Below are 26,998 nucleotides of genomic sequence, written 5' to 3' on the forward strand. Positions count from 1 at the left end.
CTGCTGCCGCAGTTTCGATTTAGAAGCTAAGGTGACTTCATTTTATGACTGATAACGATCCTTGGAGCCTTTTAGGTATGCTGGTACAAAAAAACGCATCCCTCGGTTTGCTGCCGGGGAATGCGTTCAACATATTCGTTGTATCCTATAATTCATCTGTAGACTTATTATGATTTGGTAAAGAAAGTATGGTGTTCAATAAGTGGAGTTTACGAATCGGCTTAATAATGATGGATTCGAACAGTGATTTGGTTTCGTCGTCCAAATTCGTTCCAATCGGAGCGAGTAGAAATAAGGACAATTTCTTATGAGTAGTTAACTTACTGATTTGTTCAGCCATTGTAATGGCATTTAGGCCTCCGATATCCTTGTCGATAAGGATCAGGTCGAAATCCAGACCATCAGAAATCCATTGGAACACTTGAGTGGGATTCTGCGTAGATGCAACATGAACTCCCCAATCCTCCAGCATCGATGAGATAACTTGAAGGCTGGTTAGATTATCATCTATAACAAGTATGTTTTTTCCTGCTAACACTTCAGTCTCGAAAGGAATGGAGGGTAGATTCGAATACTTATTCAGGAACAGGGTAATCTCAAAGGTGGACCCTTCTCCTTTTTTACTCAACGCTTGTATATGTCCGCCCATCAGCTCCGCCAGATGCTTGCATATCGCCAAACCCAGCCCTGTTCCGCCATAATGGTGAATCGTATTTTCATCATGAACCTGCGTATACTTGTTAAACAGCAGATTTAACTTCTCTTCTTCAATGCCTATCCCCGTATCCTGTATGGCTATCTTGACGCACACTTGTTCATCATCGCGGGCTGGCAATAATTTAAGCTCTACAAAGATTTCACCCTCATGTGTGAACTTAACGGCATTATTTAATAGGTTCATGATAATCTGGCGCACCTTCATTGCGTCACCGACCACATAGAGCGGGACCTCGGAGTCAGTATTAAGTACCACCTCCAGATTCTTCTCAAGTGCTTTTGTAGAGAACAAATAGACGGTTTCCTCTAGGGTGGAGATAAGATCAAAGGGCTCTTCTTCTACGGACAGCTCGCCCGCCTCCATTTTGCTGAATTCCAGCATATCATTTAAAAACTCCAGTAATCTTGAATTGCTCTCGTTGATAATTTCCATATAATATTTCTGTTGCTCGTTCATTTCAGTAGTCAGCATCAAGTCAGTCATTCCTACAATCCCGTTCATTGGTGTGCGCAACTCATGGCTGAGCATAGAGAACAAGTCATTTTTCGTCTGGATACGTCGTTCTGCAGAATCAGATTTCTGCTCCAATTCAATTAAATAGGTTAAAAATATGGCAAGTGCATACAACATTTTTACGTCTTCTTCACCATATTCACCAGCAGCCTGATCCATCACACAAATTGTTCCGTAAGATCTGCCATCCTCAAAAACCAAAGGAATTCCGATAAAGGAGTGTACTCCTTTTGTACGGATATATTCAAGCTCCTCAGAAGTATCATGGTCATTGATATTAGATACGCGAAGTGTTTTATTGTTATTCAATAATATCAAGGCACCGATGTTCTCAAGTAGTGATAATCCTTCATCTCCTTGTGCAAACTCCTTATAGCGATTATAAAATTTATGAATAGGTTCAGACAAACCGGCATTAATTGAGATGATAATCGTATTGACATTCAGCATATGCTTTAACAGAAAAAGCATATGATCTGCGGCATCCTCAATGTTATGAATTGATAAGCTATTGTTTTCCATATTTTTCAGTTCCCCATTCTAATTCTACCTAATCTATATAATAGCTTTAATTCTAATCCAATAGCGTAAAAATATTGATAAAAATATATATATAATTTATAACACTTACCTAAACCGAATAGGCCATAGCATTGGGAAGGATTGGGCTCTTAAGAAAAATGCAACCTTTTTATACCGCATAACGTTAATAGTAATGAAAAGCACGTTTGAGAAATACCCCGAAGGGTAATAAACCTTGTACCGTGTTTCTCAATTGCCAAGGGGGAGAATGACTTATGATTAAGAAGAGATTTGTTTATGTTTTACCTTTTGCTGTATTGCTGTTTCTTTCCCTTATTTCTACGGCAAGTACGGGTGGAACACGGGTGGATGCAGAGAGCAGCGGATCCACGCAAAACCTCACCGTATACCTTCAATCGCTGAAATCCGGTAACGGAACACTTTCCATTGAAGCCGATGAAATAGATTGGTATCAGGGCGAGGCCGCGAATCAAGTCTTTGCCGAAAGAGAACCGGAGGCTTATGCAGAAATAGGTGGAACGCTGAATGACTATTATATTGTAAACGACAGCGATACAACCACAACTTATACGATTGCAGACCATGCAGCAGTCACTATGCAGCTATTCGATCACACTGGAAATCTAGGGGACTTAGACATTCAATGGAATGAGAAGGTTACTCTGCAGCAGTTTATAGATGAATTCAATAAAACGGATATCGTAGATTTGAGTCAATTCCCCTATCACATCACCATCCAGGATGGAGAAATTATCTCTATTGTGCAGCAATATATTCCGTAAATCCTATTTCAATTAAGTTCGAGTTATCCGAATCATAAGATGCATCTCCTTGAAAAACACCGGCAAACCCTTTGGGTTGACGGATGGAATTTTCAGGAGATGCTTTTTTTTATGTCAATATACCCCTAGGGGAGGACTTCCAAATCCGTGACCCAATGCATAAATTCCCGTCCAAAGGTAAACGTTATTGGTTAATCAAGGAAGGGAGTGAGATCTGTGCCATTGAATTGGATAAAGGATGCTTTGAAGCCGGCAAAAAGCCATAAACTGGACGCTCTAAAAAAAAGACAGCAGGCCAATGAAAAATCTCTAACCTCTTCCTTGTCTCATACCCTATCCTTCCTTAAATCAGAGTTAGGAACAAGTCCTGACTTCGTTATTCGTGAATTTAATGAGGACTCGGAACAGACAAGTCCTGTTGCGGTCTGTTATATCCAAGGTCTGGTTGATAATGTACTGCTCACAGATTTAATAGAGGCCATTATCACTGAAAATAGCTCACAAGCTACTTTAAAACTTGATGCAAAAGAAGCAGCAGCTCTGTTTAAGAAAAAGCTCCCTCTGGGAAATATCAAAGTCGTTAAAGCTGAAAATGAATTAGTCCAGACTATGCTTGCCGGGAGCGCTATGGTAATTATTGATGGAGTAGAACATGTTCTAGCAGTCTCCATTTCTGGCGGTTCCCGTCGAGGCGTTGAGGAACCTACTTCTCAGACCGTCGTTCGGGGTCCTAAAGAAGGATTTACGGAGGATATCTCACTCAACATAGCCTTGCTTAGACGAAAACTACTGACACCTCATTTAAAGCTTGAAAGTCATATTATCGGTGAATATACGCAAACAAAGGTCATATTGGCTTATATTGATGGAATTGCCCCGCCAGAAGTGGTGGAGGAAGTAAACAAGCGCCTCCGTGCAATTGATACAGACAGTATACTGGAGAGCGGTTATATTGAAGAGTTCATTCAAGACGGGGCGTTCTCCCCATTTCCGACGATTTTAAATACCGAACGTCCGGACACAGCGGCCGGGGCTCTTCTAGACGGACAAGTAGCCATTTTGGTGGATGGTACCCCTTTTGTTCTTATTGCACCCGTTACTTTTTTTAATTTCTTTCAGTCAAGCGAAGACTACTATCAACGATATGATATTTCCACATTTCTTCGTGTTGTCCGGCTCATGTCCTTTTTAGTCGCCTTGCTGCTTCCATCCCTATATATTGCAATAACGACATTTCAACAGGAAATTCTACCCACTACCCTGTTAATATCTCTGAGTGCACAACGGGAAGGAACCCCTCTGCCCGCTTTAATGGAGGCACTGATGATGGAGATGATGTTCGAGGTTATACGTGAAGCCGGAGTTCGGATGCCTCGGGTCATCGGTCCTGCTATCTCGATCGTAGGCGCACTGGTAATCGGTCAAGCAGCGGTACAGGCCGGTCTAGTGTCAGGAGCAATGGTCATAGTTGTTTCTTTCACGGCCATAGCCAACTTTGTAATCCCCTACTTTAACATGGCATCGGCAGTTCGGTTGATCCGCTTTACGCTCATGATTCTAGGAGGAGTACTTGGACTATTCGGAATCATTGCAGGCATAATACCCATTTTGTCACATCTGGTCGCTCTCAAATCCTTCGGTATCCATTATATGATGCCTTACGCTCCGTTCTATAAATCCAACATGAAGGATCTGTTGCTCAGAGTACCCTGGTGGGCCATGAAGACCCGCCCCAGCAGAAGAACAGCGTCTAACAAGTACAGACAGGCAGCACACCAATTCCCTGAAAGTTCGGTTCAAAAGGGGAACACTAATGAAACTGATTCCCAAGAATAAGGAGAGGTCAAAATGCGCAAATTAGGGGTTATGTTCTTATTGCTTCTTATAAGCCTTTGGCTCTCAGGATGTAGTAATCGAGTCGAACTAAATGAACTTGGGATTATAACAGCTACCGGAGTAGATGGAAAAAGCGGTGCGTGGATTGTGACCTATCAAATTATCATCCCTTCGGCGATGGCTTCAGGCACGGGCGGTGGCGGAGGAGGCTCCCAATCGGCTGTTCATACCTTTTCTACGGAGGCCAAAACCATAAGAGAAGCAATAGATATAAGTAATCTGGAAAATCCGCGAAGACTTTATTTCGCCCATAACAACGTGCTTCTCATAGGCAAAAAAAGTGCAGATCAGGGAATCAACGAGATTATAGATATCTATTTACGAAATTTTGAGACCCGTGAAACGGTGAAAGTATTAGTAGCCGACGGCGAAGCTCGTGAACTCCTGAAGCAGCTTACACCTCCAGAGAAGGTTCCAGGTGTAGCATTAGCTAAAATTCTGGCTAAGGATAATCAGTTAGGATCCTTTTTCCCTTTAATCACGGTGTACGAAATTGCCCAAAGAATCAGTTCAGATAGTGAGGCGGCTGGTATTCCGGAGGTAGCTAAGGTGGGTTCAGGGGATGGAAAACTCGATACTATCGAAGTTTTTCAAAAGACATCCGCTAAGGTTAAGCTAAAACTATCCGGTTTGAGTGTGATAAAGGGGAGCAAAAGGATTGCAACTCTGAAACAAAAGGAAAGTCAAGGCGTAAGCTGGTTAAACAATCAGATGAACAGCAGTACTCTTTCTTTTACAGATCCTGTTAAGAACAATGAGGAAAAACGCTATACCGCTTTTCAGGTCCGTAAAGCTACAGTTAAAGCTACACCGATAAAAGGTCCTCTCCATTACACTTTGAAGGTGGATGTAAAGGTTAAAGGAGAAATTGTAGAATCCGAGACTAAAATAAACATCACTAAATCCAAAGGGATTAATCAAATGCAGCAGCTTATCAATAAAGAAATAGAGGCGCAAATTCTGAACAGCTGGCAAACCATTCAGAGCCTCAAGGTTGATCTTGCAGGGGTTGCTAATAAAATTCACCGTAAATACCCCAAGGATTGGCACAAGATTAAAGATACCTGGCCTGAGGAATTAGCAAGAATGGATATCAAAATAAATGTTGAAACGGTTATCAGCCGACCTGGGTTGTTTCAAAACTCATTTAAAAAGCAGATAGGCAAGTAATAAAGGGGAAGGTGAATCCATTCTATGAGCTTAGGTAAAATTAGGGTATCTGAATTAGTTGTTGTTTTGTCCATATTTGAAGTGGGCAGCACCACCTTATTCTTAATGGGGGCAGAGGCAAAACAGGATGCCTGGTTAGCCATGCTGATAGGAGCTACAGCCGGGTTTCTCCTTCTCTTACTACATTTGTCCATTCACCGACGGGATCCGCAGCTGGATCTCTTTCGGCTCTTCCGCCGTTACATGGGTAAATATCTGGGTACCTTCATAAATATATTGTTTGTCGGCTACTTTACATATGAGGCTTCTAGAAATTTGCGTGATTTCGGAGAACTTACCATAATGAGCTTACTGAACCGTACATCTTTGTGGATTATTATACTTATAGTGGTCCTAATCATTGCAAACTTAGTTCGCTATGGACCTGAGGTATTTTTCATGTTCTGCATGATTCTATTTCCTGTTATGCTAATAGGTTATTTGGTCATAAGTGTTCTAATTCCGGCTACAGGCCTTTTTCATTTTGAGTATATGCTTCCGGTGCTGGAGTTTGGTTTAATGCCTGCTGTAACCTCTGCGATTCCCGAGATCGTATCATTTCCATTCGGCCAGACGGTGTTATTTCTTGTATTTTACCCGCTGGCCATGAAAGGACGTAATCTCCCCCGCGCTGTCATCGTTACCTATATTATCAGTGCACTGTTTCTGACCGTTTTTAATCAACTGAATATTTTTGTGCTTGGAACTGAACTGGCGCCCAATATGACCCTGCCGCTTCTTGAGACTGTGCAATTAATTCAGTTGACACAGGTATTTGAACGGACAGATGCCCTTTTCACAATGGTTCTCTACATAGGGCTGGGAACCAAGATGGCAGCCTTTTATTTAGGGGCGGTGATCGGACTTGAAAGAATAACCAAAATAAGCTACAAAAAGTGGGTCTTACCTCTAGCTATTCTACTCTATTACCTTGCCTTTTTATCTCCGAATTACACCCATCATATCGAGATTGGCCGAGGTATCGCTGTAAATAGATGGTGGCCTATATTTCAGATCATCCTTCCCATTCTGCTATTTTTGGTGATGGTTATTCGAAGACGGAAGAAGGCTTGAATACTTTCTTATATTTTCAAAAAAACCGCCTCGGCAAGTACGCCGTTGCGGTTTTTGGGTTTAGGACAAAACGTGTACTACTCTACTCTTCGATGCGGTCGTCCGGTACCGGAAAACCAAAATTCGGCGTTCCGTCCAAATTCCAAGTGAAAACCTGAGCACGGGTGTGACGGTTCGGATCATATAGAGGATCTCCCACGATATCCGTGTAGTTTCTCGCATGGTAGACAATGATATCCTCACTGTCATCCGCAGAACGTGTGAAGCTGTTATGACCTGGACCAAATTGCCCCGTAGTCGCGTTGCTCTGGAACACGGGTACTACCGATTTGGACCATGAAGCTGGATCTAATAAGTCGCTATCTTCGGGTGCAGCGAGCAGTCCCATACAGTAATTATGGTCGGTTGCGCTTGCAGAGTAGCTAATAAATACTCTTCCGGCATGTTTAATTACCGCTGCTCCTTCATTTACTTTGAAACCGATGATCTCCCACTCAAGCTCTGGCGTAGAAATCATGACCTGCGGTCCTTTGATCGTCCAAGGGTTCTCCAATTCCGCTATGTAGAGATTGGAGTTCCCTTCAATTGCAGGGTCTTTCTGTGCCCAAACCAAGTAGGAAATCCCTTTATGATCAAACCTTGTGGCATCCAGCGAAAAGGACTCCCAATCCGTGTGAAGCTGACCCTTTTCTACCCAAGTACCTTCAAGAGGATTGTCCGCTTCGTTCTCCAGAACAAACATACGATGATCAAATATACCCTCAATCGTATCTGATGTATGTGCTGCAGCAAAATAGACATACCATTTGCCGCCACTGTAATGAATTTCCGGTGCCCATATGTTAGCACTCATGAGCCCGCTTTCAGGTTTTCTCCAGATGGTTAGAGGCTCCGCCTTGCTTAAATCATTTAAAGTCAGAGATCTTCTAATTTCAATTCGATCATATTCCGGTACAGAGGCGGTGAAGTAATAATACCCGTCTGTATGTTTATAAACCCAAGGATCTGCACGTTGTGGAAGAACGGGATTATTTAATGGTTCCTTTGGAAACATCTGAATTTCTCTCCTTTATTCTATCTTTAGAAAAACTGCAACTCTATCAACCTAACCTTTAACTCCACCGGCTGTCATGCCCTCAATGAAGTACTTTTGAAAGAATACAAATACGATTAGAACTGGAATGATTGCAAATACGGAACCGGCAATTAGAATTTTATAGTTGTTGCCATAAGGCGTAAGCAATGTAGATAACCCGATTGGGATGGTCAGCTTGTTCGTACTATTTAGCACGATGAGCGGCCATAAGAAGTTATTCCAGCTAGCCAGTGCCTGCAGAATAGCCATGGATGAGAAGGCTGGAGCCATTAACGGCATCATAATTTTGAAGAAAATTCCATACTCCGTACATCCGTCTACACGGGCAGCATCCAGGAAATCCCTTGGTAACCCTCCGGCATACTGTCTGAAGAAAAAGATCGGCAGCGGGGCCACCACAAACGGAAGGATAACACCCCACATATTGTTGATCAGGTGAAATGAAATAGCGAGCTTATACATAGGCAGCATAATGATTTCCAATGGCACAGCCATTATGATAAGCACGAGTACGAACAGAAAATTACGGAATCTAAACTTATACACAGCCAGCGCATAACCGACCATGGAAGACAACAGCAGACATAACACGGTGAACGTAAAAGTAATTAATACGCTGTTCTTATACCACGTAACATAATTCTCTTTGGGAGAAAATAAATTCGTGTAGTTGGAGAGCGTCAGAAGCTCTTTATCCAAACTTAAATTCAGACCATTCCGGAGCAATTCCTGAGCAGGTTTGAAAGAAGCAATTGCTAGCGTAATGATTGGGAACAGAGCAAAGATTGCGAGTGCGGTGAAGAGCAACAGCAGCAGCACCCGATTTAGCGACCATTTGGTTTCTTCGGCAGTTTTCATCGGCTACTCCTCCTTCTTAAATAATCCAAACAGATTCAATTGAACGAATGTGATAATAAAGGTAATGGCAAGCAATACGATACCCACAGCAGCACCGAGGCCCAGATTATTTTGTTCCCAGCCGCTGCGATATAGGTAACCCACCATTGTGAGACCGATATCTTTCGGTGAGCGGTTGCCGCTCCAAAGCATATAGCTTTCTGTAAACATGGCATAACCGCCGTAAATACTGATTGTGAAAACGTAAATAGTGATTGGTTTCAACAAAGGAACTGTGATATTAGTAAACTTCTTCCATGTATTGGCTCCATCAATTTCAGCGGATTCGTAAACTTCTTTTGAAATGTTCTGCAGACCAGCCATGAAATAAAGCATATTAATCCCCATCCAACGCCAGCATGCCAGAATCAGCAAAGTCATAAGTCCCAGCCAGCGGTCACCCAACCAACGCTGCTTCTCAAGGCCGAGCGCGGTTATAAAGGTGTTCATAAGAGATCCATCCAATTCGCCGAAAGCAAGCCGGAAGATCGTTCCCGCGACAACAACCGAGGTCAACGCCGGGATAAATAGAGTTGAGCGGAAAAAGTTCTTGAATATCATGACTTTGGAATTCAAGAATGCCGCCAGCACCAAAGGTATCGGTATTAGCAAAAGCAGTGTTAATGCGGTATACACTGTACTGTTCTTAATAGCCTTGAAGAAAGTCGGATTCCACAGCTCTTTATAATTATCAAAGCCGATAAACTTACTTGAACCCGGAACAATTTCCTGAAAGCTCATGATGAATGCCGAAACCACAGGGTAGGCAAAAAACACGGAGAACGAAATAATAAACGGGAGCACAAATACGTAAGGAGCAATCTTCTGCGAATAAAGCAGACTAGAAATCGATGTTGAACCAGACGTTTGTTTCACCCGGGTGACGTTAGGCTTGCTCATGAACCGTAACCCTCCTTTGGTAATAACGCATCACCGACGCCAAGGGTCGGTGATGCATTGCTACTCTTTTTCTATTTCAAACCGGAATTAACATCTTTTAATACTTTTTCAGTGTCTTCATTATCAAGCAGAATTCGAACGTTGGATTGAGTTTTGATGGCGTCAATCACTTGAGGTGTTTTCTCACCGATGTTGATACCTTCGATTTCGTCTTTCACTTCAGTAAGTACATCGAAAATGTTACTTCCAAAGTATTCAGTAAACTTGTTAGTAGCCTTCATTGCTGGGTCATTCCATACATCCGAACGGAGGGGATCGAAGCCCAGAATGGTCCAAGTAGCTAAACTTCCTTCTTTGGAGAGCTTAGCAAAGCTCAGGAATTGCTTCACAATATCTTCACTCTTAGTTTGATTTGTAATTACAGTTGCAGTACCGCCCATACCTGCCGAACGTGGTTCGCCTGCACTCCAAGCTGGCATTGGACGAATAACCATTTTGCCCTTCAGATCAGGCATGCTGTCTGTAAAGCGGCCCATGTACCAAAGCGGCATCCATACAGAAGCTGCTCCGCCTTTACCCATAAATCCGAAGTACTCTTCAGCATGATGGAATCCGCCAGGTGCTCCAACAGCCACGCCTGATTTCATTTGCTCTTGTTGCCATTTCATAACTTGTGTAACTTCAGGTCCATCAAGGTTTGGTGTACCGTCTGCTTTCAACAAATCATCTTTTGATGGAAGTTGAGCGGTTTGCAGCCACATCGACCATTGCTCGGAAGTTTCCAAGGTTGTCATAGGAATCCCTGTTTTGTCCAGAACGACTTTACCTGCTTTAGCAAAATCATCCCAAGTTTTGATATCGTCGGCATTCACGCCTGCCTTATCGAGAATTTCTTTGTTATAATAGATTACGGAAGCGCCTACATGATAATCAATGCCGTAATAGTTTCCCTCTTTAGCATAAATATCAAAACGGGCTTTAACGAGGTTATCCAGCTCTGGATCGATAATATCATTTAGAGGTAAAAGTTGTGGTTCACCTTTGATATAGTTAGGGAATTTACTAATTTCAATATCTGCAAAATCAGGTGCTCCGCTGCCCGATTGTAAGGCAACCAACAATTTGTTGTGCACATCATCATACGGACTCACGTTAGCGACCAGTTCAATAGTTTTATCGGGGTTAGCTGCATTCCATCTCTTTACCATTTCAGTATAAAATTCGGCATGAAGCTGTTGGAAAGTCCAGAATTCAACTTTGGTAGCCTTAGCTGTAGTTGGTGCCGTATTACCACTGCCCTCGTTAGTAGCTTTGCCTGCATTGTTCGCAGTGTTGTTTGCATTATTGCCACCGCAAGCAGACAACGCAAGGGTCATAACAAGTGATACTGAAAGCAAGCTTAGACTCTTTTTCCTCATTTCTATAATCCCCCTATTGTGTAATTTATGCTGAATCCCGAAGGATAAAAGCCTTTTGTTTAACTTTCTCTAAATCAATTTATACTTTTATAATATATAGTTCAATAATGAATGTCAACACTAAAATGTATGCGTTTTCTTAATTATTTATATAAAGTAAAGGGCTTGTTTTATTAAAATTTGTGGTACATTTTGTGTATAAAGTTTGATATTCGGTTGGATTTGTGGAATTTTAAAGAAGTTATATGGTATATCATTGCAAAACGCTCCTTTTTGTTTATAATTAATTAAAATGAAACAAAAATTATCATTGAGAGAGGACGCTGTTGTGCTTTGATTCACATAAAAGATCTAAAATCAGGTTTGAATATTTTTAAGGCTTTAAGCTCAGATATTCGAATTGAAATATTGGGATTACTTAATACTTATGAGAGTCTTAATCTGAACGAAATTGCTGAGAAGCTCGGTTTGACCAACGGGGCGATTACAATGCACATCAAGAAGCTTGAAGAAAGTGGATTGATTGATATTACCACTGCAGTTGGTAAGCATGGAATTCAAAAAATTTGTTATCTAAATGAGAATATGCTCACGGTTGATTTACGAAGTAAAGAAACGGAGAACGTATATGAAGTTGATATTCAGGTAGGCCATTACAGTGATTATTATGCGGAACCCACCTGCGGTTTAGCCACTAAAGACAGTATTATAGGAGAGTTTGATGATCAGCGCTACTTTGCTGATCCACAGCATATTAATGCAGGCATTGTCTGGCTTAATAAAGGGTATTTGGAGTATCGAATTCCAAATTATCTGAAATCCAACCAAAGATTTAAGGAACTTCAGTTTATTATGGAGATCAGCTCTGAGGCTCCGAGCTACAACAATAATTATCCATCGGATATCGTATTCTCTCTCAACAAAATCGAGTTAGGGAGCTGGACCTCACCAGGGGACTTCGGGGATCGAAAAGGAAACTTTAATCCTCAGTGGTGGCCGCCACACCTTAATCAGTACGGAATGAATAAGCTGCTCCGTATTAATGACGAAGGAACCTTCATTGACGGCTGCCGTATTTCAGACGTGAGAATCTGTGATATTGGGCTGCATCAGCAATCCGATATCAAATTCAAAATTGCGGTATCAGAAACCGGTCAGTCCGGCGGTCTTACCATTTACGGACGCAACTTTGGCAACTACGATCACGATTTGGTAGCGAGAGTAATGTTTGATGTGGTAAATTCCTAATCTTAACAGTGACCTTCGACTTGTATAATTGCTATCCCTTCGACGCAGAATAACCCTTGTCTCCAAAACCACCGAGAAGGAGTGTTTCGAATGCGCGAAGGTCTGATTCCCACTGTTCTTGGAACTGTTGTCTGTGCTTCAAGCGCCGCTTTTCTTGGTAGCAGAAGATACAAAATGGCTGCTACAGGCGTGCTAGGGTTCGGTCTTGCCCATGTAGTGTTGGGTGCGATTGACTTGTTTGAACACCGTTAAGTGTTTGGAGAATGCTGAGAGGTGCTCACCAGTGCCTCTTGGCTTTTTTTGTACAAAAAAAATAAAACGACCCTCCCCCTATACCGGGCTTGGACCGCTTAGTGTTGATTATTTATTTCACAGCAACATAAAAGAGGCGTTCGGCCCCTTCATCCGCCTCGACCCATTTGAAGTCAGCGTAGGTTGTAACATTAGAGAAACCGGCCTTGAGCAGCTCAGCAGTGAGCCATTCGGGATCATAAGCACGTTGTACATGAGTCTCTTCAAAGCGCCGATACAGAGTGCTTTGTCCGCTCTCTCGGGCAAATATCACTAGGTGGTGCTCAATCTCACGACGTGGGGCATCCAGTTCACAGGTCCATATATAAGATACGGATTCTTCGTCCAGTATGAACGGCTGTTCTTCCTCGTAACGAATTAATGTATTCGGGTGGTGTACATCGAACAAAAAAGTGCCACCGGGCTTAAGTCCTGCAAAAGTGCGGGCAAAGGTAGACTTAATGTCGCTTTCATCCAGCAAATAATTAAGACAGTCGCAGAATGAAATCACGGAGTCCACCATCTCCGGCAGCTCCCATTCCGTCATATTCTGCCTGATCCAGTGTACACTACCCTCTCGCAGAAAGCGGCGTCCCTGCGGATGCTCCTCAAGCTTCTGTCTTGCAACCGAAAGCATGTCCGAGGATAAATCAATACCACTCATGTGATATCCTGCACCGGCCAGGGGAATAGTAATACTGCCTGTCCCGCAGCCAAGCTCCGCTACAGTTACCGGCTTCCCATGTTTTTTCCACGCGGTTTCAGCAAAGGTCAGCCAGTCCGGATAGGGCATATCGGCCATAAGCTCATCGTATACATATGCAAATTTCCCATAGGAAGACACCAGAGTACACCGCGCTTTCTATTCAAAAAATAATAAATTTATTCGGCAGACTCATTACCTTCAACCGAAGTCTCTTCTTCCTTGCGGGCAAGATACGTCCAGTTCTCTTTTTGAGTAATAAGTCCTTCTTTCATCAGCTTGCCAAGCGCTCTCTTAAAGGCTGACTTACTGATCCCAAAGCGTTGTTTGATAATGTCAGCAGGCGTAGCATCTGAATACGGCATGGCTCCACCGGGACGGGCGTTGAGGAATTCCAACAGATTAGCGGAATCTAAATCCATACCCACTTCTTTACGAGGAGCCATAGAAAGATTAACTCGTCCATCTTCCCGAATGTGCGTAACACGTGCTTCAACCTTTTCACCGAGTCGCATCAAACGGCTACGTTCAGAAGAATGAATCATACCGATGACACCAAAGCCTAATACCCCAGCATCCACCAGTACAAAAGTACCCATCTGCAGCGGTCTGTACACTCTGGCGGTAACGGTTTGACCCATCCACGATTCAGGCGCATCCAGAGCTTTCTCTGAAAGCTCGTACTCACCGGCCAATTTAGCGCGAAGACGCCCTTGTTTATCATGCTCCATCATTACATATACACAATCACCTATCTGTGGACGTAGTTCTTGGAGCTCGGGAAGTTCACTGATGGGCAACAGAAGCTGCCGACCCAGACCAATTTCCAGAAAGCATCCCAGACGAGGATGTACATCAGCCACTTCAAGCAAGGCCATTTCTCCAAGAGTAAGAAACGGTTTTCTCATCGTAGCAGCGAAGCGGTCCTCTGTATCAAAGAACAGAAAAACCTCGACGGAATCACCTGGTTTGATTTTACGTGTAAGCTCTGTATAATGCAGCATAACATCTTGATCACCTGCGGTCAGAAAGTAACCGTACGGAGATACTTCCCTTGCTACCTTCAGTGTAACTATAGTTCCGGCAATCAAGCTCATACAGACGTTACTACCTTGGCATCAGACCAAAGGCGCTCGATATTGTAATATTCACGCTCATCGCGGTGGAAAATGTGTACCACAACATCCCCCAAGTCCATTAGAACCCAACGTGCTGAATCTACACCTTCCATACCACGGATAACTCCTCCGGCTTCATGTACTACTTTACGAACTTCAGTTGCAATGGCTTGCACCTGAGTATCGGAATTACCATGGCAAATGACAAAGTAATCACTGATAGGTGAAATATTCCGTAGATCCAACGCAACCACGTTATTTGCTTTCTTGTCTTCCACTGCCGTAACGGTTAACTGTAATAATTTTTCTGGATTTAATTTCATCTTTTTTCCTCCAATGCTCTAACTAAATCATTTCGTGCCAGCACGGTCAGCGGGAATACAATTCTCCGCTTCTCCAGAAGAACACGAATCGTAGAATCAAAACCTTCTACGAGTCCTTGCTCGAGACTAACCTTGGCCAGCTTGCGTATCTCATCCACTCCGGGAAAATCCCGTCCGGGTTCAATATAATCGGCTAAACATACAACTTTCTCCAGAAGACCCATGCCTTCACGGCCAGATGTGTGATAGCGGATGGCATCCAGAACTTCAAGATCATGAATCCCATACTCTTTCTCGGCAACAAACGCACCTACCTCAGCATGCCACAGCTGCTTATCATGAGACAGCAATTCCTGAGAAAGCGCATTCTCCTCAATGATCTTCCGCATTCTTTCAACGGCCCAATACTTGGCCACATCATGCATTATAGCTGCTGTCTCTGCACGCCCGGGATCAGCTCCATATCGGCCCGCTAATTTAACGGCTGACTCCATAACGCCTAGTGTATGCTTCCAGCGCTTATCAGGCATCTGCGCAGATACGGCTTCAATCAGCGCTTCGCGGCTGTACTCCATACAATCCACTCCTATGAACATAATTGAAAACGGCCTCAGGCACCATATAGCGGATCGACTTCCCTTCTGCTGCTCGTTCTCTAAGCATTGTGGAAGAGATATCGACTTGCGGCATATCTGCCAGCACAATCTTCTCGGCGATATTCTCAGGCAGTACTGCAAGGTCAAGCTTGGTTCCCGGGCGACCCACACCGATAAAAGTCAGGCGCTGTACGAGCTCTTCAATTTCTTCCCATTTTGGCAAGTATTGAACCATATCCGCTCCGATAATAAAATAGAGCTCCAGATGAGGAAACTCCTGCTGAAGTTTTCTTACCGTCTGAATCGTGTAAGAGACACCCCCGCGGGAAATTTCCCAGTCAAGGGTTCGAAAACTCTCATGCGCTTGAACGGCTTCCTGCACCATCGCCAACCTATCTTCACTTGATACTCCGGCCTCATGCTTATGCGGGGGAATATGCGACGGCATAAACCAAACTTCATCCAAACTATAGGTATCTCTTGCAGCTTCCGCTGCGAGCATATGACCCATATGCAGAGGATCGAAGGTACCTCCCATGATTCCGACTTTCAAGAGGCCACCTCCTTCAAAGATCATATAAGATGACAACCGCTCATCTCTATTTTCTAACGGGGCAGCTCAATAGTCTTGTTATCCCGTGACTCCTTGTATAGAACAATTGTCTTTCCGATGACCTGAACGAGCTCGCAGCCTGATTGTTCAGCCAAAGTTCTGCCGATTACCTTAGGATCCTCAACATTATTGTTGAGCACACTGATCTTCATAAGCTCACGCTTCTCAATAGCTTCTTCGATATGGCGAACAAGATGGTCGTTTACGCCACCTTTACCGACCTGAAATACCGGGTCAAGATGGTGTGCCATAGAACGAAGGTAGCGTGTTTGTTTTCCAGTTAACATAAATGAACAAAACTCCTTAATTAACATATATTATTACCCGAATTTTCTAAAACCATTTCTATTCATTACCACTAAGACATTCTAGAATAGTCTGCCGCATAATTTCGATTGGAGCAGGCTGACCCGTCCAATACTCCAGTGCATAAGCGCCCTGATATACGAACATGCCAAGACCTCCATGAATGCGGCAGCCGCGTTCTAAGCTTTCCTGGAGCAGTCGGGTACGGAGTGGATTGTAAATCAGATCGCTTACAACCATCCCCTCGCGAAATAAAGAGGTATCTACCGGGGATTCATCCATATGAGGGTACATTCCCACTGAAGTAGTATTAACAATCACATCAATATCCTGTAATAACTCTGGAATTAAATCCAGAGTTATTCCGGTGATATTCCCCTTATTACTCCACTCTTCCGCAAGTTCCAGTGCTTTGTCGGCAGTGCGGTTAGATACAATAATGGATGCCGGAGATTCCTGTAGCAGGGCCGCTATAATTCCTCTAGCAGCTCCCCCCGCTCCAATAACCAAAATTCTGGTTCCGGTTAAGTCGGGAATGGCCTCAGCCTTCAGCGAACGAACGTAACCAATACCATCGGTATTGTACCCCGTCAATATTCCATTAGTATTCACAATGGTATTGACAGCTCCAATATCCTTCGCGCTTTTATCTAGTATATCCAAATATGCCATAACAGCTACTTTGTGAGGAATCGTGACATTAACACCGCGAAAGCCGAGAGTCCGAATCGCCTCTACAGCTTCTCCCAGTTTGTCTGGAGTTATATGCAGAGGGACATAAGCCCCCGATATCCCCATGGCCCGCAACGCAGCTGTATGCATGATCGGAGATTTGGATTGCGCAATAGGGTCCCCCATGACTCCAAGCAGAATATCCCCGTTGCCGGGGAACCAGGTTGCAGTTGTCTCTGGCACTCTTGTAACCTCCCTAGTTAAATCAGTGAAGGGCGGGTAAGCACCTTCACTCCTTTCGGAACGTGTATAGCTATTACAGCCCCTTCAGTACTGTTCAGTTTAATCCATCCCAGGCCTGATACATATATATCGGTATTACTTCCCCGATTGATGCGGAACTCGTGACGCTGCCATTGTGGAAGCTTGTCCATACGATCCGTTCCCGGAGGAGATAGTAACTCCCCGCGATGCTCCTGATATAGAGCATCTGCACGTTCTAGCTTCGTCCGGTGAATCTTGAGTGTTCCACTGATGAAGCAAGTGAAGGACTGACGCTCACCCTGTACAAAGTCAAACCTTCCCAAACCTCCGAAGAACAGGCTTTGTCCCTCGTTAAGCTGATATACCGCAGGTTTCAAGGTTTGCGCCGGCATTACCGCATCCAAATCCTGACGTTCTACCAACTCGCTATAGCGCCAAGGATACACAATACCAGGAGTATCGATAATGTAGTGTCCGTCGTCGAGCGGAATTTTGACTGTATCCAGAGTAGTTCCCGGGTACTGTGAAGTTGTAAGCTCCTGATCCAGATCACTATAATCTGAGATTAGACGGTTAATCAGAGTGGATTTACCTACATTAGTAGCTCCGACTACATAGACATCACGTTGTCCACGAAGTTCAGTAACCGATTCAAGCAAACGGTCAAATCCCTGATTGCGTTTGGCGCTGCAGAGTATGATTTCCTCTGTCTTCATACCATGCTCTTTACAGCGCTGCTGCACCCAATTCCGCATCTTGTTCAGGTTCGTCACTTTAGGCAGCAAATCCACTTTGTTCACTGCCAGAATTACGGGGTTATTACCCACGAACCGTTGCAGACCTGAAATTAGGCTTCCTTCGAAATCGAACAGATCAACGATGTGAATAACAAGTGCGTTCTTCTCACCGATTCCGCTGAGCAAACGAAGGAATTCATCCTGATTCACAGAAACGGATGAAGCCTCATTATAGTTTTTAATCCGGAAACAGCGCTGACAGATGACTGGATCCCGATCATAGGCGACCTCAGGAATAAACCCAGGAATCTCCTTATTTTCGGTTTGCAGTTTAATTCCGCAGCCGCTGCATTTTACAGGAAGCTGTGCTTCATGCTCTTGACTCATTTCAATTTTTCCTCCTCGTGCTCATGCCACAATCCTTGTTTGCGCAGTCTGGTCAGAGCAATTTGCTCTATTCTGCGATTAATTCGGGTACCTATACCTTCATCCTTCACCGATATGGGAAGCACTAATACGGTATGAAGACCCAGCCGATTTCCGCCATAGACATCCGTAAGCATTTGGTCACCTACAACAATAGTTTGCTCCGGTGATAGCTCCATTTGCTTCATCGCCTTGCGAAAGGGCGCATTACTGGGCTTGCGTGCCTGATGTACAAATCCAATATTAAGCGGAGTGGCAAACCGCGACACCCGATTCATGTTATTATTTGATACAATGATCAGCTTAAAGCCGAACTGCTTCACCTTCTCAAACCACAACAGCAGTTCCGGAGTAGCTAAAGGTGCTTTGGCACCTACAAGCGTGTTGTCCAGATCCGTTATAATGCCGCGATAACCCTTGATATAAAGCTCCTCCAGAGGAATATCAAATACCGTATTCACGCGGAGTTTAGGGACTAGCATTTCAAACAATACATTCACCTCGATTTCATACAAAAAACTATATCATACTCTCTGCACTTCGCAAATGACTGAGCGCAAGGCTACTATTACTCCTAAAGCATTACTTCCCGGACTTCAGGCTTTTACGTAGCCGCAAAGCTTCAGTATACACGTTATGCCAATCTTTGTCTTCTATAACATCCGGGCTATATTGCGCTTTTTCAAATATTCCTAATAAAATGCGGAGAACGCCTGTAAGGTCAGGGCGTTTTAGGCTCCAATGTTCTACGGATTCACGCAGCGTTTCATGTTCTTCCTTCACAAAACCTCTCCGCCGCAAGTATCGTACCCACCGCTCCGTCTCCACCGCAACCTTTTGAGCCGGTGATAAAGGATGTCCTCTTCGCAACTGCAGAATTAGAAAACGAAGACTAAAGCGCCGAGCCCAAACTAGATATCCTACCCATGCAAGCAATACTATACCCGATGCCACTGCAGCCCAGGCTCCGAATTGAAAGCCGTTATCTTCTGCTCCTGTGTTGGCTGCATTATCCTCGGACTGTGCATTGTCCTCTTCTTCATCCAGAGGGTCCTTTACAGGTTCAGTCTCATTCTTAGTCAGCAGGGGAGCATTAAATCCGGGTGTCGCTTCTACCGGAATCCAACCATAATCCCCGAAATAAACCTCTGCCCAAGAATGCGCATCAGCATTTGTAATCGTATAGTTGTTACTAACCGACCTACCCTGCTGCAAAGCAATATTATCAGGGAGCTCTGCCTGTTCTCCGGGTGCATAACCCTTCACCCATCGAGCAGGGATATTAAGAGAGCGGGCCATGGTGACTAGTGCAGTGGAGTAGTAATCGCAGTATCCTTCTCTGATCTCAAACAAAAAGCTGTCAACAAAGTCAGAGCTGGTACCAAGAGAAACATTGGGTTCATTGGTATACGGAAAGGTTTGTTGTAAGTATTGTTGCAATAGCGCCGTTTTTTCATACGGAGTTTGTGCACCAGCCGTAATTTCCTGAGCGAGCTCCTTTACCCGAACCGGGAATTTACCGGGCAGCTGCAGGTATTGCTTATCTACTTCATTTTCTTGATACAAGTCTTCGTATGTCATCACACTCAGCTCTTGAACAGGAACAATTGGAATTTCGGCGGTTAGCACGTAGGTCTGCGGATAAGGCAGGTTTTTTTTGTCGGGATCCCACAATAATTCACTATCCTGATTTCTCCAGAATAATCCGCTGCTGTTCTCAACACCGTTGATTGTATTGACTGTAGAAATGGAATAAGGACCGAAAATAACCGGATAGCGGTTATTTCCTAGGATTTTAACCGTTTGCTGCAATTTCTGGGTCTGGACCTTCGAAGTAGAGGGATTATCCAGAAGCTGGCCCACTGCAACTCCATCGAGCAGCCCCCGGGTAGACCGGTCATTATCAACCCAACCTTCTCCGGAGTAGACGTTGCGGCTTTCTCCACGCATGTAGGTACGCATATCAGAGACTACTGTCATAACGGGAGTATAATCAAAAGCAAAGCCCCCACCAAGATTGTCATCATTCAGACTATATCCTGATGAAGTGTTCTTCACCGCCGTACCTGCCCCTGTTCCCGTCCCTTTTCCAGAGGTACCGAAGCCGGAAGACCCCCCCGTTCCGCGCCACTCTATCCAGGCCGTGTAGGGATCGGTTAAACGCGGTTTTACTTCAGGCATATTGATACCGGTAAGAATAATAAGAGAGAAAATGATAGCAATATTCACGAGAATTTTTAAAGGATAGTCCATAAGATAAGACCAGCCGCCCGGATACCGCAGTTGGAAGCTTCTCAAGTGCTGAGTTACAAGCCAGCCCATACCGGCGAATACGGTCCACGCCACTTCCTGCCATAATACAGTGGAGGTAAACGAATCGAGTGCAGCAAAAGCAACAATGTTTAAGCCTATAAATAGTAAAATACGCGCCTTCGTAGATGCCCACCAGGATGACAGAAGCAGTAAGACCCAGACCCCAAGTGCAAACCATATATACGGCATCATCTGAGCAGCTATATCAGGAAGACGCTCTAGAACTCCCAAAAAGGGGTCAGGAGTATATAATCCGTAGTATTTGATGGTTCGGAAGACAATATAGATGATTACCGCGGCTTCAACGAGAATCCGGTATAGAGAACGAACAGGGATTAGGATCTCAATAATTATTGCCGCGGTCAGTGCTAACAAAACGGATGATGTCGTCTCCCGATACCAGAGGGGCTCTGTATAAGAAATCCACTGCAGCGCAATAATCATAATCCAAAGCAATCTTAAGGAGTGGTGCCAAGAAGACTTCTGTTGAGTCCACCAATTACTCATCTTTTCTCCCCTCCCAGCACAGCAGGCAGCTCTTGGAGAGAACTAACGCTGTATCCTGTCAATCCGCGAGATGTCAGCACACCCATCCAATCATCAGCACGGCTTGCCTCTGTAGGATCAATTACATGTATATGAGAAGGATTCATTCCGTGGCTCTCCGCCCATAGCAAAGCATCCAAGACCGGAATTCCCCGCTGGGGGCTGATCAGAACGAAATAGGACCCTCTTGGGAACATACGGTATCCCATTTCCAATCTGGAGACAAGGGGTCCTTTTCCTTCTGCATTGATATCTATTAAATATTGAATCATTTTCTGGCGCTCTGCTCCGGTCTCCGCAGGTGAGAACATTTTGGTATTCTTATCAAGACAACATAGGCCAATACCGATCCGTTCCCGGATGCCGAAACCCAATAAGGAAGCTGCAGTAGAAACCGCCAGTTCAAAAGCACTTGAAGATGAATAAGCCCTTGAACTGCCGTCCAGAACGATCATCGTCTTCGGAATGGATTCATGCTCAAATTCCTTCGATTTCCATGAACCGGTCTTCGCAGTTGCATTCCAATGGATGCGCGTTAGCCTGTCACCATATACATAGTCACGCACCCCATTGATTTGTGTAGTTTCACGCCTGGATTGAACCCGAGAGACTTGCGGTCCCGCTCGTCTCGAATTCCGTTCATATAATTGCCATCGCGGGATGAACACAGAACGTGGTAATATCCGAAACTGCCCCTTCGCCAAAAAGCTTCCTTTGTGCTGTGTAAGCCCAAAGATATCTTCCGTGATAATATCCGTGTCTGCAAACGTATAGCTTCCGCGTTCCAAGGCCGGTGTCTGAAAACGCAGCTCCCCGTCCCCTTTAAAGTTCGGAACAAAACTCTCTTCAAAAACCCATGATTCCCCGTTATGCCGTTTCAACATTTCTCTCACGACGACATAAGGCAAAGGTAAATAGCCGGGTATAGAGATTTGAAGTTTTACCCGAAGAGCACCACCCGCATAGAGAAGATCAGGCTTTTCCTGTTCAGCATAAAGACTGCGTACCCCTTTGGAGCGGCGAACACCGCCTAGACTTGCGGCTATTAAATAAACGATAAGCAGTGAGACCATTATAAATAGCATGAATGAGGTTTTCCCGCCTTGAAATAGTACATACAGCAAAGTAATACTCCATACCCCGAGTATTCCGGCCAGCTTGACTGGCTGTATGACCGCTGCCGCTGCAGACAAGTAGCGTCCCATCTTATTGCCTCATCGTAACTGGCACATGGATGCTCTGCAGCAGTTTTTGCAATAATGAATCCACACTTACATTGTCCAGCCGTGATTCCGGACGAAGCAGAATACGATGGCTTAGCGCATAAGGGGTAAGCACCTTGACATCATCGGGAAGCACATAGTCCCTCTCCTGCAGGAAAGCATAGGCTTTGCAGGCCATCATGAAGGATAACGATGCCCGCGGGCTCGCTCCCAGCAAGACGCGAGGATGTTCTCTAGTCGTGCGCACAATTTCCAGCAAGTAATTCAACACAGGGTCGCTTATATAAACCTCGCGAATTTCCTTCTGGATCGCCGAGATCTGTTCCATATCTGTTACCGGTAAAAGCTTATCCACCGGCTGCCCTTCTTGATGCTTCCGCAGCAAGCTTTTTTCCGTATCCGCATCCGGGTAGCCCAAGCTGATCCGTAACATGAAACGATCTAATTGCGCCTCTGGGAGCGTATAAGTCCCCTCGAAATCTATGGGATTTTGGGTGGCACACAGCATAAAAGGATGCGGCAGCGGATAGGTCTCCCCATCGACAGTAACATTCCGTTCCTCCATGACCTCAAGGAGGGCGGATTGCGTCTTAGTTGTAGCTCTATTAATCTCATCGGCCAGCAAAATATTAGTCATTACCGGACCCGGACGAAAGTGAAACATCTCATCACGCGGATGATATACAGAAACACCCGTAATATCACTCGGCAGAATATCCGGATTACATTGTATACGGCGGTATTCACCGGACATAGATCTGGATAGTGCACGAATCAATTGCGTTTTGCCTGTTCCCGGCACATCCTCTATGAGAACATGTCCGCCGGCGAGCAGCGCTGTTAACAACAGTTGTATTTCAAAAGATTTTCCAAGGATGCACGATTCCAAATTCATACGGACAGCATTTACAGTTTTCATCGATTCTTGACCTACGGGCATATATAGTAAACCTCCTATGTCAGAATAAAACAGTATATTTATATTTTACATGATGAAGGGACCCAAAGTACATTAGCGGGCCTCAGGAAAGTGAAATGTAATAGTCCTGTAATAGAAGAGATCGTTTTGATGCAAAAAAAAGAACCATACCCTTCGGCATAAGCCTGTCGGGTATGGTTCTGAGGGATGCATTTTATCCTTTAGGCCGAGCGATCAACGCTGCCAGAAATGAGAAAACTATAGCCGAGGAAATCCCCGCGCTGGTGATATCGAAAATACCGGTTACCACACCGATCCAGCCATCTCGCTCAAGCTCCGTAAGTGCACCGTGTACAAGTGAATTTCCAAAGCTGGTTATCGGTACCGAAGCACCTGCCCCAGCAAACTTGATCAGAGGGTCGTAGATTCCAACAGCATCAGCTATAGCTCCTACGACAACTAAGGTACTCATTGTATGAGCAGGTGTCAGCTTCACCACATCCATCAGTAATTGACCAACTACACAAATAGCTCCCCCGATGAGAAAAGCCCATAAAAAAATCATGCTTCTTCACCTCCGCTCTCCAGAGCTATAGCATGAGCAACACATGGGATGCTCTCTCCTTGCTGATAAGATAAAGGGGATAGCAGTGCTCCGGTTGCTACAATAAGTACACGCTTCAACTCGCCCTTCCTCATGCGTTTAAGAATGTGTCCATAGGTCACCACTGCGGAACAGCCACAGCCGCTGCCTCCAGCAATCGCGTACTTCTGCTTGTCCAGATTATAGATCAGGAGGCCGCAGTCATTGAACGTTGTCTCCTCCATCGGAACACCTTCATCTGCCAACAGCTTCTTGGCAATCGGCAAACCTACAGTGGCAAGATCACCGGTAACAATTAAATCATAATGGCCGGGAGTGAGGCCCGTATCCCTAAAGTGGGCAAGGATGGTATCCGCTGCTGCCGGCGCCATGGCTGCTCCCATATTTAAAGGGTCCTTAAGGCCGAGATCCATAATCCGTCCAAGCGTTGCTGAGACTACAAATGGACCCTTTCCAGATCCGTCATTTCGACCTACAATGGCGCACCCGGACCCAGTGACCGTATATTGTGAAGTCGGAGGCTTCTGTGCACCGTATTCTGTAGGATAACGAAACTGTTTCTCCACCGTACAGTTATGGCTGGCTGTACCTGCCAAGGCATATTTACCTCCGCCGGAATCTACAATCATCGATGCGATGGCCAAGCTTTCCATAGAAGTGGAACAGGCCCCAAAGACTCCAAGATAGGGAACTCCCATCTTCCTTGCGGCAAAAGAGCTGCTGATGATCTGGTTCATCAAATCGCCGCCCACGAAAAATTCCAGCTTGTCCTGCTCTATCCCTGCATCTTCAAGAGCCAACACTGAAGCTTTCATAAAGAGCGCGCGTTCCGCTTTTTCCCAAGTTTTCTCGCCCATCTCAAGAGAGTCATATATAAAATCAAAATCTGAGGCTAGAGGTCCTTCCCCCTCTTCAGGTCCTACAACAGCGGATGAACCGAGAATGACGGGCCGGGTTGTAAACTGCCAGGTCTGACTGCCGAGCTGCTTCATAACTTAATGTGAGCCTCCTAAGCCCATAAGGGCATAGACTATACCGACAATAAAAGCAGCCACAGTCCCGAAGACTATAACTGAACCGGCCAGCTTGAACATATTTCCGCCAACACCGAGTACCAGACCTTCAGAGCGGTGTTCTAAGGCCGCTGAACACATACTGTTTGCGAATCCGGTTACAGGCACTGCAGAACCGGCCCCGGCCCATTGTGCTATTTTGTCGTAGACGCCTAGGGAGGTCAGTATGACAGAGATTAGAATCAACAGAGCCACTGTGGGACTTGCAGCTTCCTTTGAGTCCATTCCAAAGACGGACATAAATCCAGTCTGAATGCCTTGTCCAATCACGCAGATCAATCCACCGATCAGAAAGGCCCTAATACAGTTTTTCAGCACAGGCCTGCCTGGAACAAACGGCTGTGATAACTTTTTATATTCCTCCGAAGTCATGTCGTCAAGCCGCTGCTTGATCTCGGATGGTTTAGATTTTGCCGGCAAAGAGCACACCTCCTAGGATTTGCGAAGGGAGCCAGCCTTATGAACAATAAACTGCTGCTGGCATAGGCTCCTGTAAATTTCTTCGCTTAAAGGTTTTTCCCTATTATTTGCTATCTGCCGCTCCGTTATGTCCTATTCACTTAGGAAAAATAAAGCAGGAATATAATCAGCAGCAAAAACAGCACCAGTATAAGTACAGTATCCCTTTCCTGTCCGAGTCGATATGCAACCCTCCTGTAATTCCCTCTGGCTGGCACGCTTCTTAAAGACGCCGGTTCTCTAACTTTGCGCATAACTCTTGTTGGACTCATCCTCTTTCGCATCCTTTCTAGGCCTCTGGTTAAAGAGCCCCTTAGCAATATATTCCGGGTAACTCTACCCGGTGTACAGCTGGATGGTTAGCATCAAGGCCCCAGAATATGGACAATTGCACCGACAATGCTCATACTAGACGTTAGAAAAGGAGCGATACATTTATGAATCAGGAAACACTGGATTTGTTCAAAACACTAACTGAATTCCCTTCAGCTCCCGGATTCGAGCGAGAGCTGCGTGCTTATGTTAAAGAGGCTATGACGCCTTACACAGATGAATTCGTACACGATCGCCTTGGAAGTCTATTCGGTGTACTTCGCGGTGAGGAAAATGGGCCTAAAATTATGGTGGCCGGTCATTTGGACGAGGTCGGCTTCATGGTTACAGGCATCACTGACAAGGGTATGATCCGCTTTACACCGCTTGGAGGATGGCTTTCATCAGCAGTTGCTTCACAACGGCTTCACATCATAACTCCACAAGGAACACTGACTGGCGTGGTGGGCAGTACTCCTATACACCTTCTAAGTGATGAGGAACGGAAAAAGACAGTCGACATCTCCAAAATGTTCATCGATATCGGCGCTGACAGCCGTGAAGAGGCTGAAAGCTTTGGAGTCGCTCCCGGTCAGCAAATTGTCCCGATCTGCCCTTTCACACCGCTTGCCAATCCAAAGAAAATCATGGCCAAGGCTTGGGATAACCGTTATGGTGTAGGACTTGCTATTGAGCTGGTAAAAGCGCTGCATGGAAAAAAACTTCCTAACACCATTTATGCTGGAGCTACTGTTCAAGAGGAAGTGGGTCTACGCGGAGCACGAACAGCCGCAAATCTTTTATCCCCTGATATTTTCTTCGGGCTGGATGCAAGTGCTGCAGCCGATATGTCGGGCGATCGTCAAGCCTTCGGTCATCTGGGCCAAGGCGCTTTGCTGCGCATTTTTGATCCCACTATGATCACACACCGCGGTTTGATTGAATATGTGCAGGATACAGCGGATACTCATCGAATCAAATACCAGTACTTTGTTTCCCAAGGGGGAACCGATGCCGGACAAGTGCATGTAAGCGGAATTGGTGTTCCGTCAGCAGTAATCGGAATCTGCTCACGATATATACATACCGCTACGTCAATAATCCATAGTGACGACTATGAAGCCGCCAAGGAACTTCTCATTAAGTTGGTTGAAGGTCTGGACCGGACAACGCTGCAGACTATTATTGAACGGAGCTAAATACGAT

Annotated in this window: 27 protein-coding genes; 7 read left to right on the forward strand and 20 right to left on the reverse strand. The window is 45.0% G+C overall.

What is annotated here, in order from left to right; all coding sequences use genetic code 11:
- Positions 1-145 precede the first annotated feature (145 nt).
- Positions 146-1,753 carry an ATP-binding protein gene (locus PWYN_RS04030; protein WP_036648789.1) on the reverse strand — a complete coding sequence of 536 codons (1,608 nt, stop codon included), beginning with the start codon at positions 1,751-1,753 and terminating at the stop codon, positions 146-148.
- Positions 1,754-2,028: 275 nt separating this feature from the next.
- Here PWYN_RS04030 and PWYN_RS04035 point away from each other — a divergent pair, with 275 nt between their 5' ends.
- The 4 genes from PWYN_RS04035 (at position 2,029) to PWYN_RS04050 (ending at position 6,735) form a co-directional block, all read left to right on the forward strand.
- The gene (locus PWYN_RS04035; RefSeq protein ID WP_036648791.1) at positions 2,029-2,556 is read left to right on the forward strand and encodes a hypothetical protein; all 528 of its coding nucleotides are present in this window, start codon (positions 2,029-2,031) and stop codon (positions 2,554-2,556) included.
- Between the two features lie 216 nt (positions 2,557-2,772).
- A complete protein-coding gene (locus PWYN_RS04040; RefSeq protein WP_036648793.1) occupies positions 2,773-4,392 on the forward strand; it encodes a spore germination protein in 1,620 nt (539 codons plus the stop codon).
- Between the two features lie 12 nt (positions 4,393-4,404).
- The gene (locus PWYN_RS04045) at positions 4,405-5,622 is read left to right on the forward strand and encodes a Ger(x)C family spore germination protein (protein ID WP_036648795.1); all 1,218 of its coding nucleotides are present in this window, start codon (positions 4,405-4,407) and stop codon (positions 5,620-5,622) included.
- 24 nt (positions 5,623-5,646) lie between these two features.
- Complete coding sequence (locus tag PWYN_RS04050; RefSeq protein WP_036648796.1) at positions 5,647-6,735, forward strand: GerAB/ArcD/ProY family transporter; 1,089 nt, start codon at positions 5,647-5,649, stop codon at positions 6,733-6,735.
- Positions 6,736-6,817: 82 nt separating this feature from the next.
- Here PWYN_RS04050 and PWYN_RS04055 read toward each other — a convergent pair whose 3' ends face one another.
- The 4 genes from PWYN_RS04055 to PWYN_RS04070 form a co-directional block, all read right to left on the reverse strand.
- Entirely contained in the window at positions 6,818-7,789 is a 972-nt protein-coding gene (locus PWYN_RS04055; protein WP_036648798.1) for a glycoside hydrolase family 43 protein, read from the reverse strand.
- A gap of 51 nt (positions 7,790-7,840) precedes the next feature.
- Positions 7,841-8,689 carry a carbohydrate ABC transporter permease gene (locus tag PWYN_RS04060; protein ID WP_036648800.1) on the reverse strand — a complete coding sequence of 283 codons (849 nt, stop codon included), beginning with the start codon at positions 8,687-8,689 and terminating at the stop codon, positions 7,841-7,843.
- Positions 8,690-8,692: 3 nt separating this feature from the next.
- Complete coding sequence (locus PWYN_RS04065) at positions 8,693-9,628, reverse strand: carbohydrate ABC transporter permease (RefSeq protein ID WP_052087735.1); 936 nt, start codon at positions 9,626-9,628, stop codon at positions 8,693-8,695.
- A 71-nt stretch (positions 9,629-9,699) separates the two neighbouring features.
- Entirely contained in the window at positions 9,700-11,046 is a 1,347-nt protein-coding gene (locus PWYN_RS04070; protein WP_036648802.1) for an ABC transporter substrate-binding protein, read from the reverse strand.
- 333 nt (positions 11,047-11,379) lie between these two features.
- Here PWYN_RS04070 and PWYN_RS04075 point away from each other — a divergent pair, with 333 nt between their 5' ends.
- Together PWYN_RS04075 and PWYN_RS04080 are read left to right on the forward strand one after the other, a co-directional pair.
- Positions 11,380-12,294 (forward strand): ArsR/SmtB family transcription factor, encoded by a 915-nt coding sequence (locus PWYN_RS04075; protein WP_036648804.1) that lies wholly within the window; start codon positions 11,380-11,382, stop codon positions 12,292-12,294.
- 90 nt (positions 12,295-12,384) lie between these two features.
- Entirely contained in the window at positions 12,385-12,546 is a 162-nt protein-coding gene (locus PWYN_RS04080; RefSeq protein ID WP_036648806.1) for a hypothetical protein, read from the forward strand.
- Positions 12,547-12,658: 112 nt separating this feature from the next.
- Here the strand turns inward: PWYN_RS04080 and PWYN_RS04085 are convergent, their stop codons facing one another.
- The 15 genes from PWYN_RS04085 to spoVAC form a co-directional block, all read right to left on the reverse strand.
- Positions 12,659-13,429: a class I SAM-dependent DNA methyltransferase gene (locus tag PWYN_RS04085; protein WP_036648808.1), complete on the reverse strand. Its 771-nt coding sequence runs from the start codon at positions 13,427-13,429 to the stop codon at positions 12,659-12,661.
- 38 nt (positions 13,430-13,467) lie between these two features.
- Positions 13,468-14,385 carry a CvfB family protein gene (locus tag PWYN_RS04090; RefSeq protein WP_036648810.1) on the reverse strand — a complete coding sequence of 306 codons (918 nt, stop codon included), beginning with the start codon at positions 14,383-14,385 and terminating at the stop codon, positions 13,468-13,470.
- Positions 14,382-14,729 (reverse strand): ribosome silencing factor, encoded by a 348-nt coding sequence (rsfS, locus tag PWYN_RS04095; protein WP_036648812.1) that lies wholly within the window; start codon positions 14,727-14,729, stop codon positions 14,382-14,384. Before rsfS ends, PWYN_RS04090 begins: the two co-directional genes overlap by 4 nt.
- A complete protein-coding gene (gene yqeK, locus PWYN_RS04100; RefSeq protein ID WP_036648814.1) occupies positions 14,726-15,304 on the reverse strand; it encodes a bis(5'-nucleosyl)-tetraphosphatase (symmetrical) YqeK in 579 nt (192 codons plus the stop codon). Before yqeK ends, rsfS begins: the two co-directional genes overlap by 4 nt.
- The gene (locus tag PWYN_RS04105) at positions 15,276-15,878 is read right to left on the reverse strand and encodes a nicotinate-nucleotide adenylyltransferase (protein WP_036648816.1); all 603 of its coding nucleotides are present in this window, start codon (positions 15,876-15,878) and stop codon (positions 15,276-15,278) included. Before PWYN_RS04105 ends, yqeK begins: the two co-directional genes overlap by 29 nt.
- A gap of 53 nt (positions 15,879-15,931) precedes the next feature.
- Positions 15,932-16,225 carry a ribosome assembly RNA-binding protein YhbY gene (gene yhbY / locus PWYN_RS04110; protein ID WP_036648818.1) on the reverse strand — a complete coding sequence of 98 codons (294 nt, stop codon included), beginning with the start codon at positions 16,223-16,225 and terminating at the stop codon, positions 15,932-15,934.
- Positions 16,226-16,283: 58 nt separating this feature from the next.
- Positions 16,284-17,102 carry a shikimate dehydrogenase gene (gene aroE, locus PWYN_RS04115; protein ID WP_052087974.1) on the reverse strand — a complete coding sequence of 273 codons (819 nt, stop codon included), beginning with the start codon at positions 17,100-17,102 and terminating at the stop codon, positions 16,284-16,286.
- 74 nt (positions 17,103-17,176) lie between these two features.
- On the reverse strand, positions 17,177-18,304 hold the full coding sequence (gene yqeH / locus PWYN_RS04120; protein ID WP_036648821.1) for a ribosome biogenesis GTPase YqeH: 1,128 nt from the start codon (positions 18,302-18,304) through the stop codon (positions 17,177-17,179).
- Positions 18,301-18,834: a YqeG family HAD IIIA-type phosphatase gene (locus PWYN_RS04125; RefSeq protein ID WP_036653185.1), complete on the reverse strand. Its 534-nt coding sequence runs from the start codon at positions 18,832-18,834 to the stop codon at positions 18,301-18,303. The genes yqeH and PWYN_RS04125 overlap by 4 nt, the downstream gene beginning before the upstream one ends.
- A gap of 91 nt (positions 18,835-18,925) precedes the next feature.
- Positions 18,926-21,163 (reverse strand): DUF4129 domain-containing transglutaminase family protein, encoded by a 2,238-nt coding sequence (locus PWYN_RS04130; protein WP_036648823.1) that lies wholly within the window; start codon positions 21,161-21,163, stop codon positions 18,926-18,928.
- Complete coding sequence (locus PWYN_RS04135) at positions 21,160-22,407, reverse strand: DUF58 domain-containing protein (RefSeq protein ID WP_052087736.1); 1,248 nt, start codon at positions 22,405-22,407, stop codon at positions 21,160-21,162. The genes PWYN_RS04130 and PWYN_RS04135 overlap by 4 nt, the downstream gene beginning before the upstream one ends.
- 1 nt (position 22,408) lies before the next feature.
- The gene (locus PWYN_RS04140) at positions 22,409-23,365 is read right to left on the reverse strand and encodes an AAA family ATPase (protein ID WP_036648826.1); all 957 of its coding nucleotides are present in this window, start codon (positions 23,363-23,365) and stop codon (positions 22,409-22,411) included.
- A gap of 193 nt (positions 23,366-23,558) precedes the next feature.
- Positions 23,559-23,909 carry a stage V sporulation protein AE gene (spoVAE, locus tag PWYN_RS04145; protein WP_036648828.1) on the reverse strand — a complete coding sequence of 117 codons (351 nt, stop codon included), beginning with the start codon at positions 23,907-23,909 and terminating at the stop codon, positions 23,559-23,561.
- Entirely contained in the window at positions 23,906-24,940 is a 1,035-nt protein-coding gene (spoVAD, locus tag PWYN_RS04150) for a stage V sporulation protein AD (RefSeq protein WP_036648830.1), read from the reverse strand. The genes spoVAE and spoVAD overlap by 4 nt, the downstream gene beginning before the upstream one ends.
- A gap of 3 nt (positions 24,941-24,943) precedes the next feature.
- A complete protein-coding gene (gene spoVAC, locus PWYN_RS04155; protein ID WP_052087975.1) occupies positions 24,944-25,393 on the reverse strand; it encodes a stage V sporulation protein AC in 450 nt (149 codons plus the stop codon).
- Between the two features lie 524 nt (positions 25,394-25,917).
- Here spoVAC and PWYN_RS04160 point away from each other — a divergent pair.
- The gene (locus PWYN_RS04160; RefSeq protein WP_036648833.1) at positions 25,918-26,991 is read left to right on the forward strand and encodes a M42 family metallopeptidase; all 1,074 of its coding nucleotides are present in this window, start codon (positions 25,918-25,920) and stop codon (positions 26,989-26,991) included.
- Positions 26,992-26,998 lie beyond the last annotated feature (7 nt).

It is taken from the genome of Paenibacillus wynnii, assembly GCF_000757885.1.
In the GTDB taxonomy this organism is placed as follows: domain Bacteria; phylum Bacillota; class Bacilli; order Paenibacillales; family Paenibacillaceae; genus Paenibacillus_AQ; species Paenibacillus_AQ wynnii.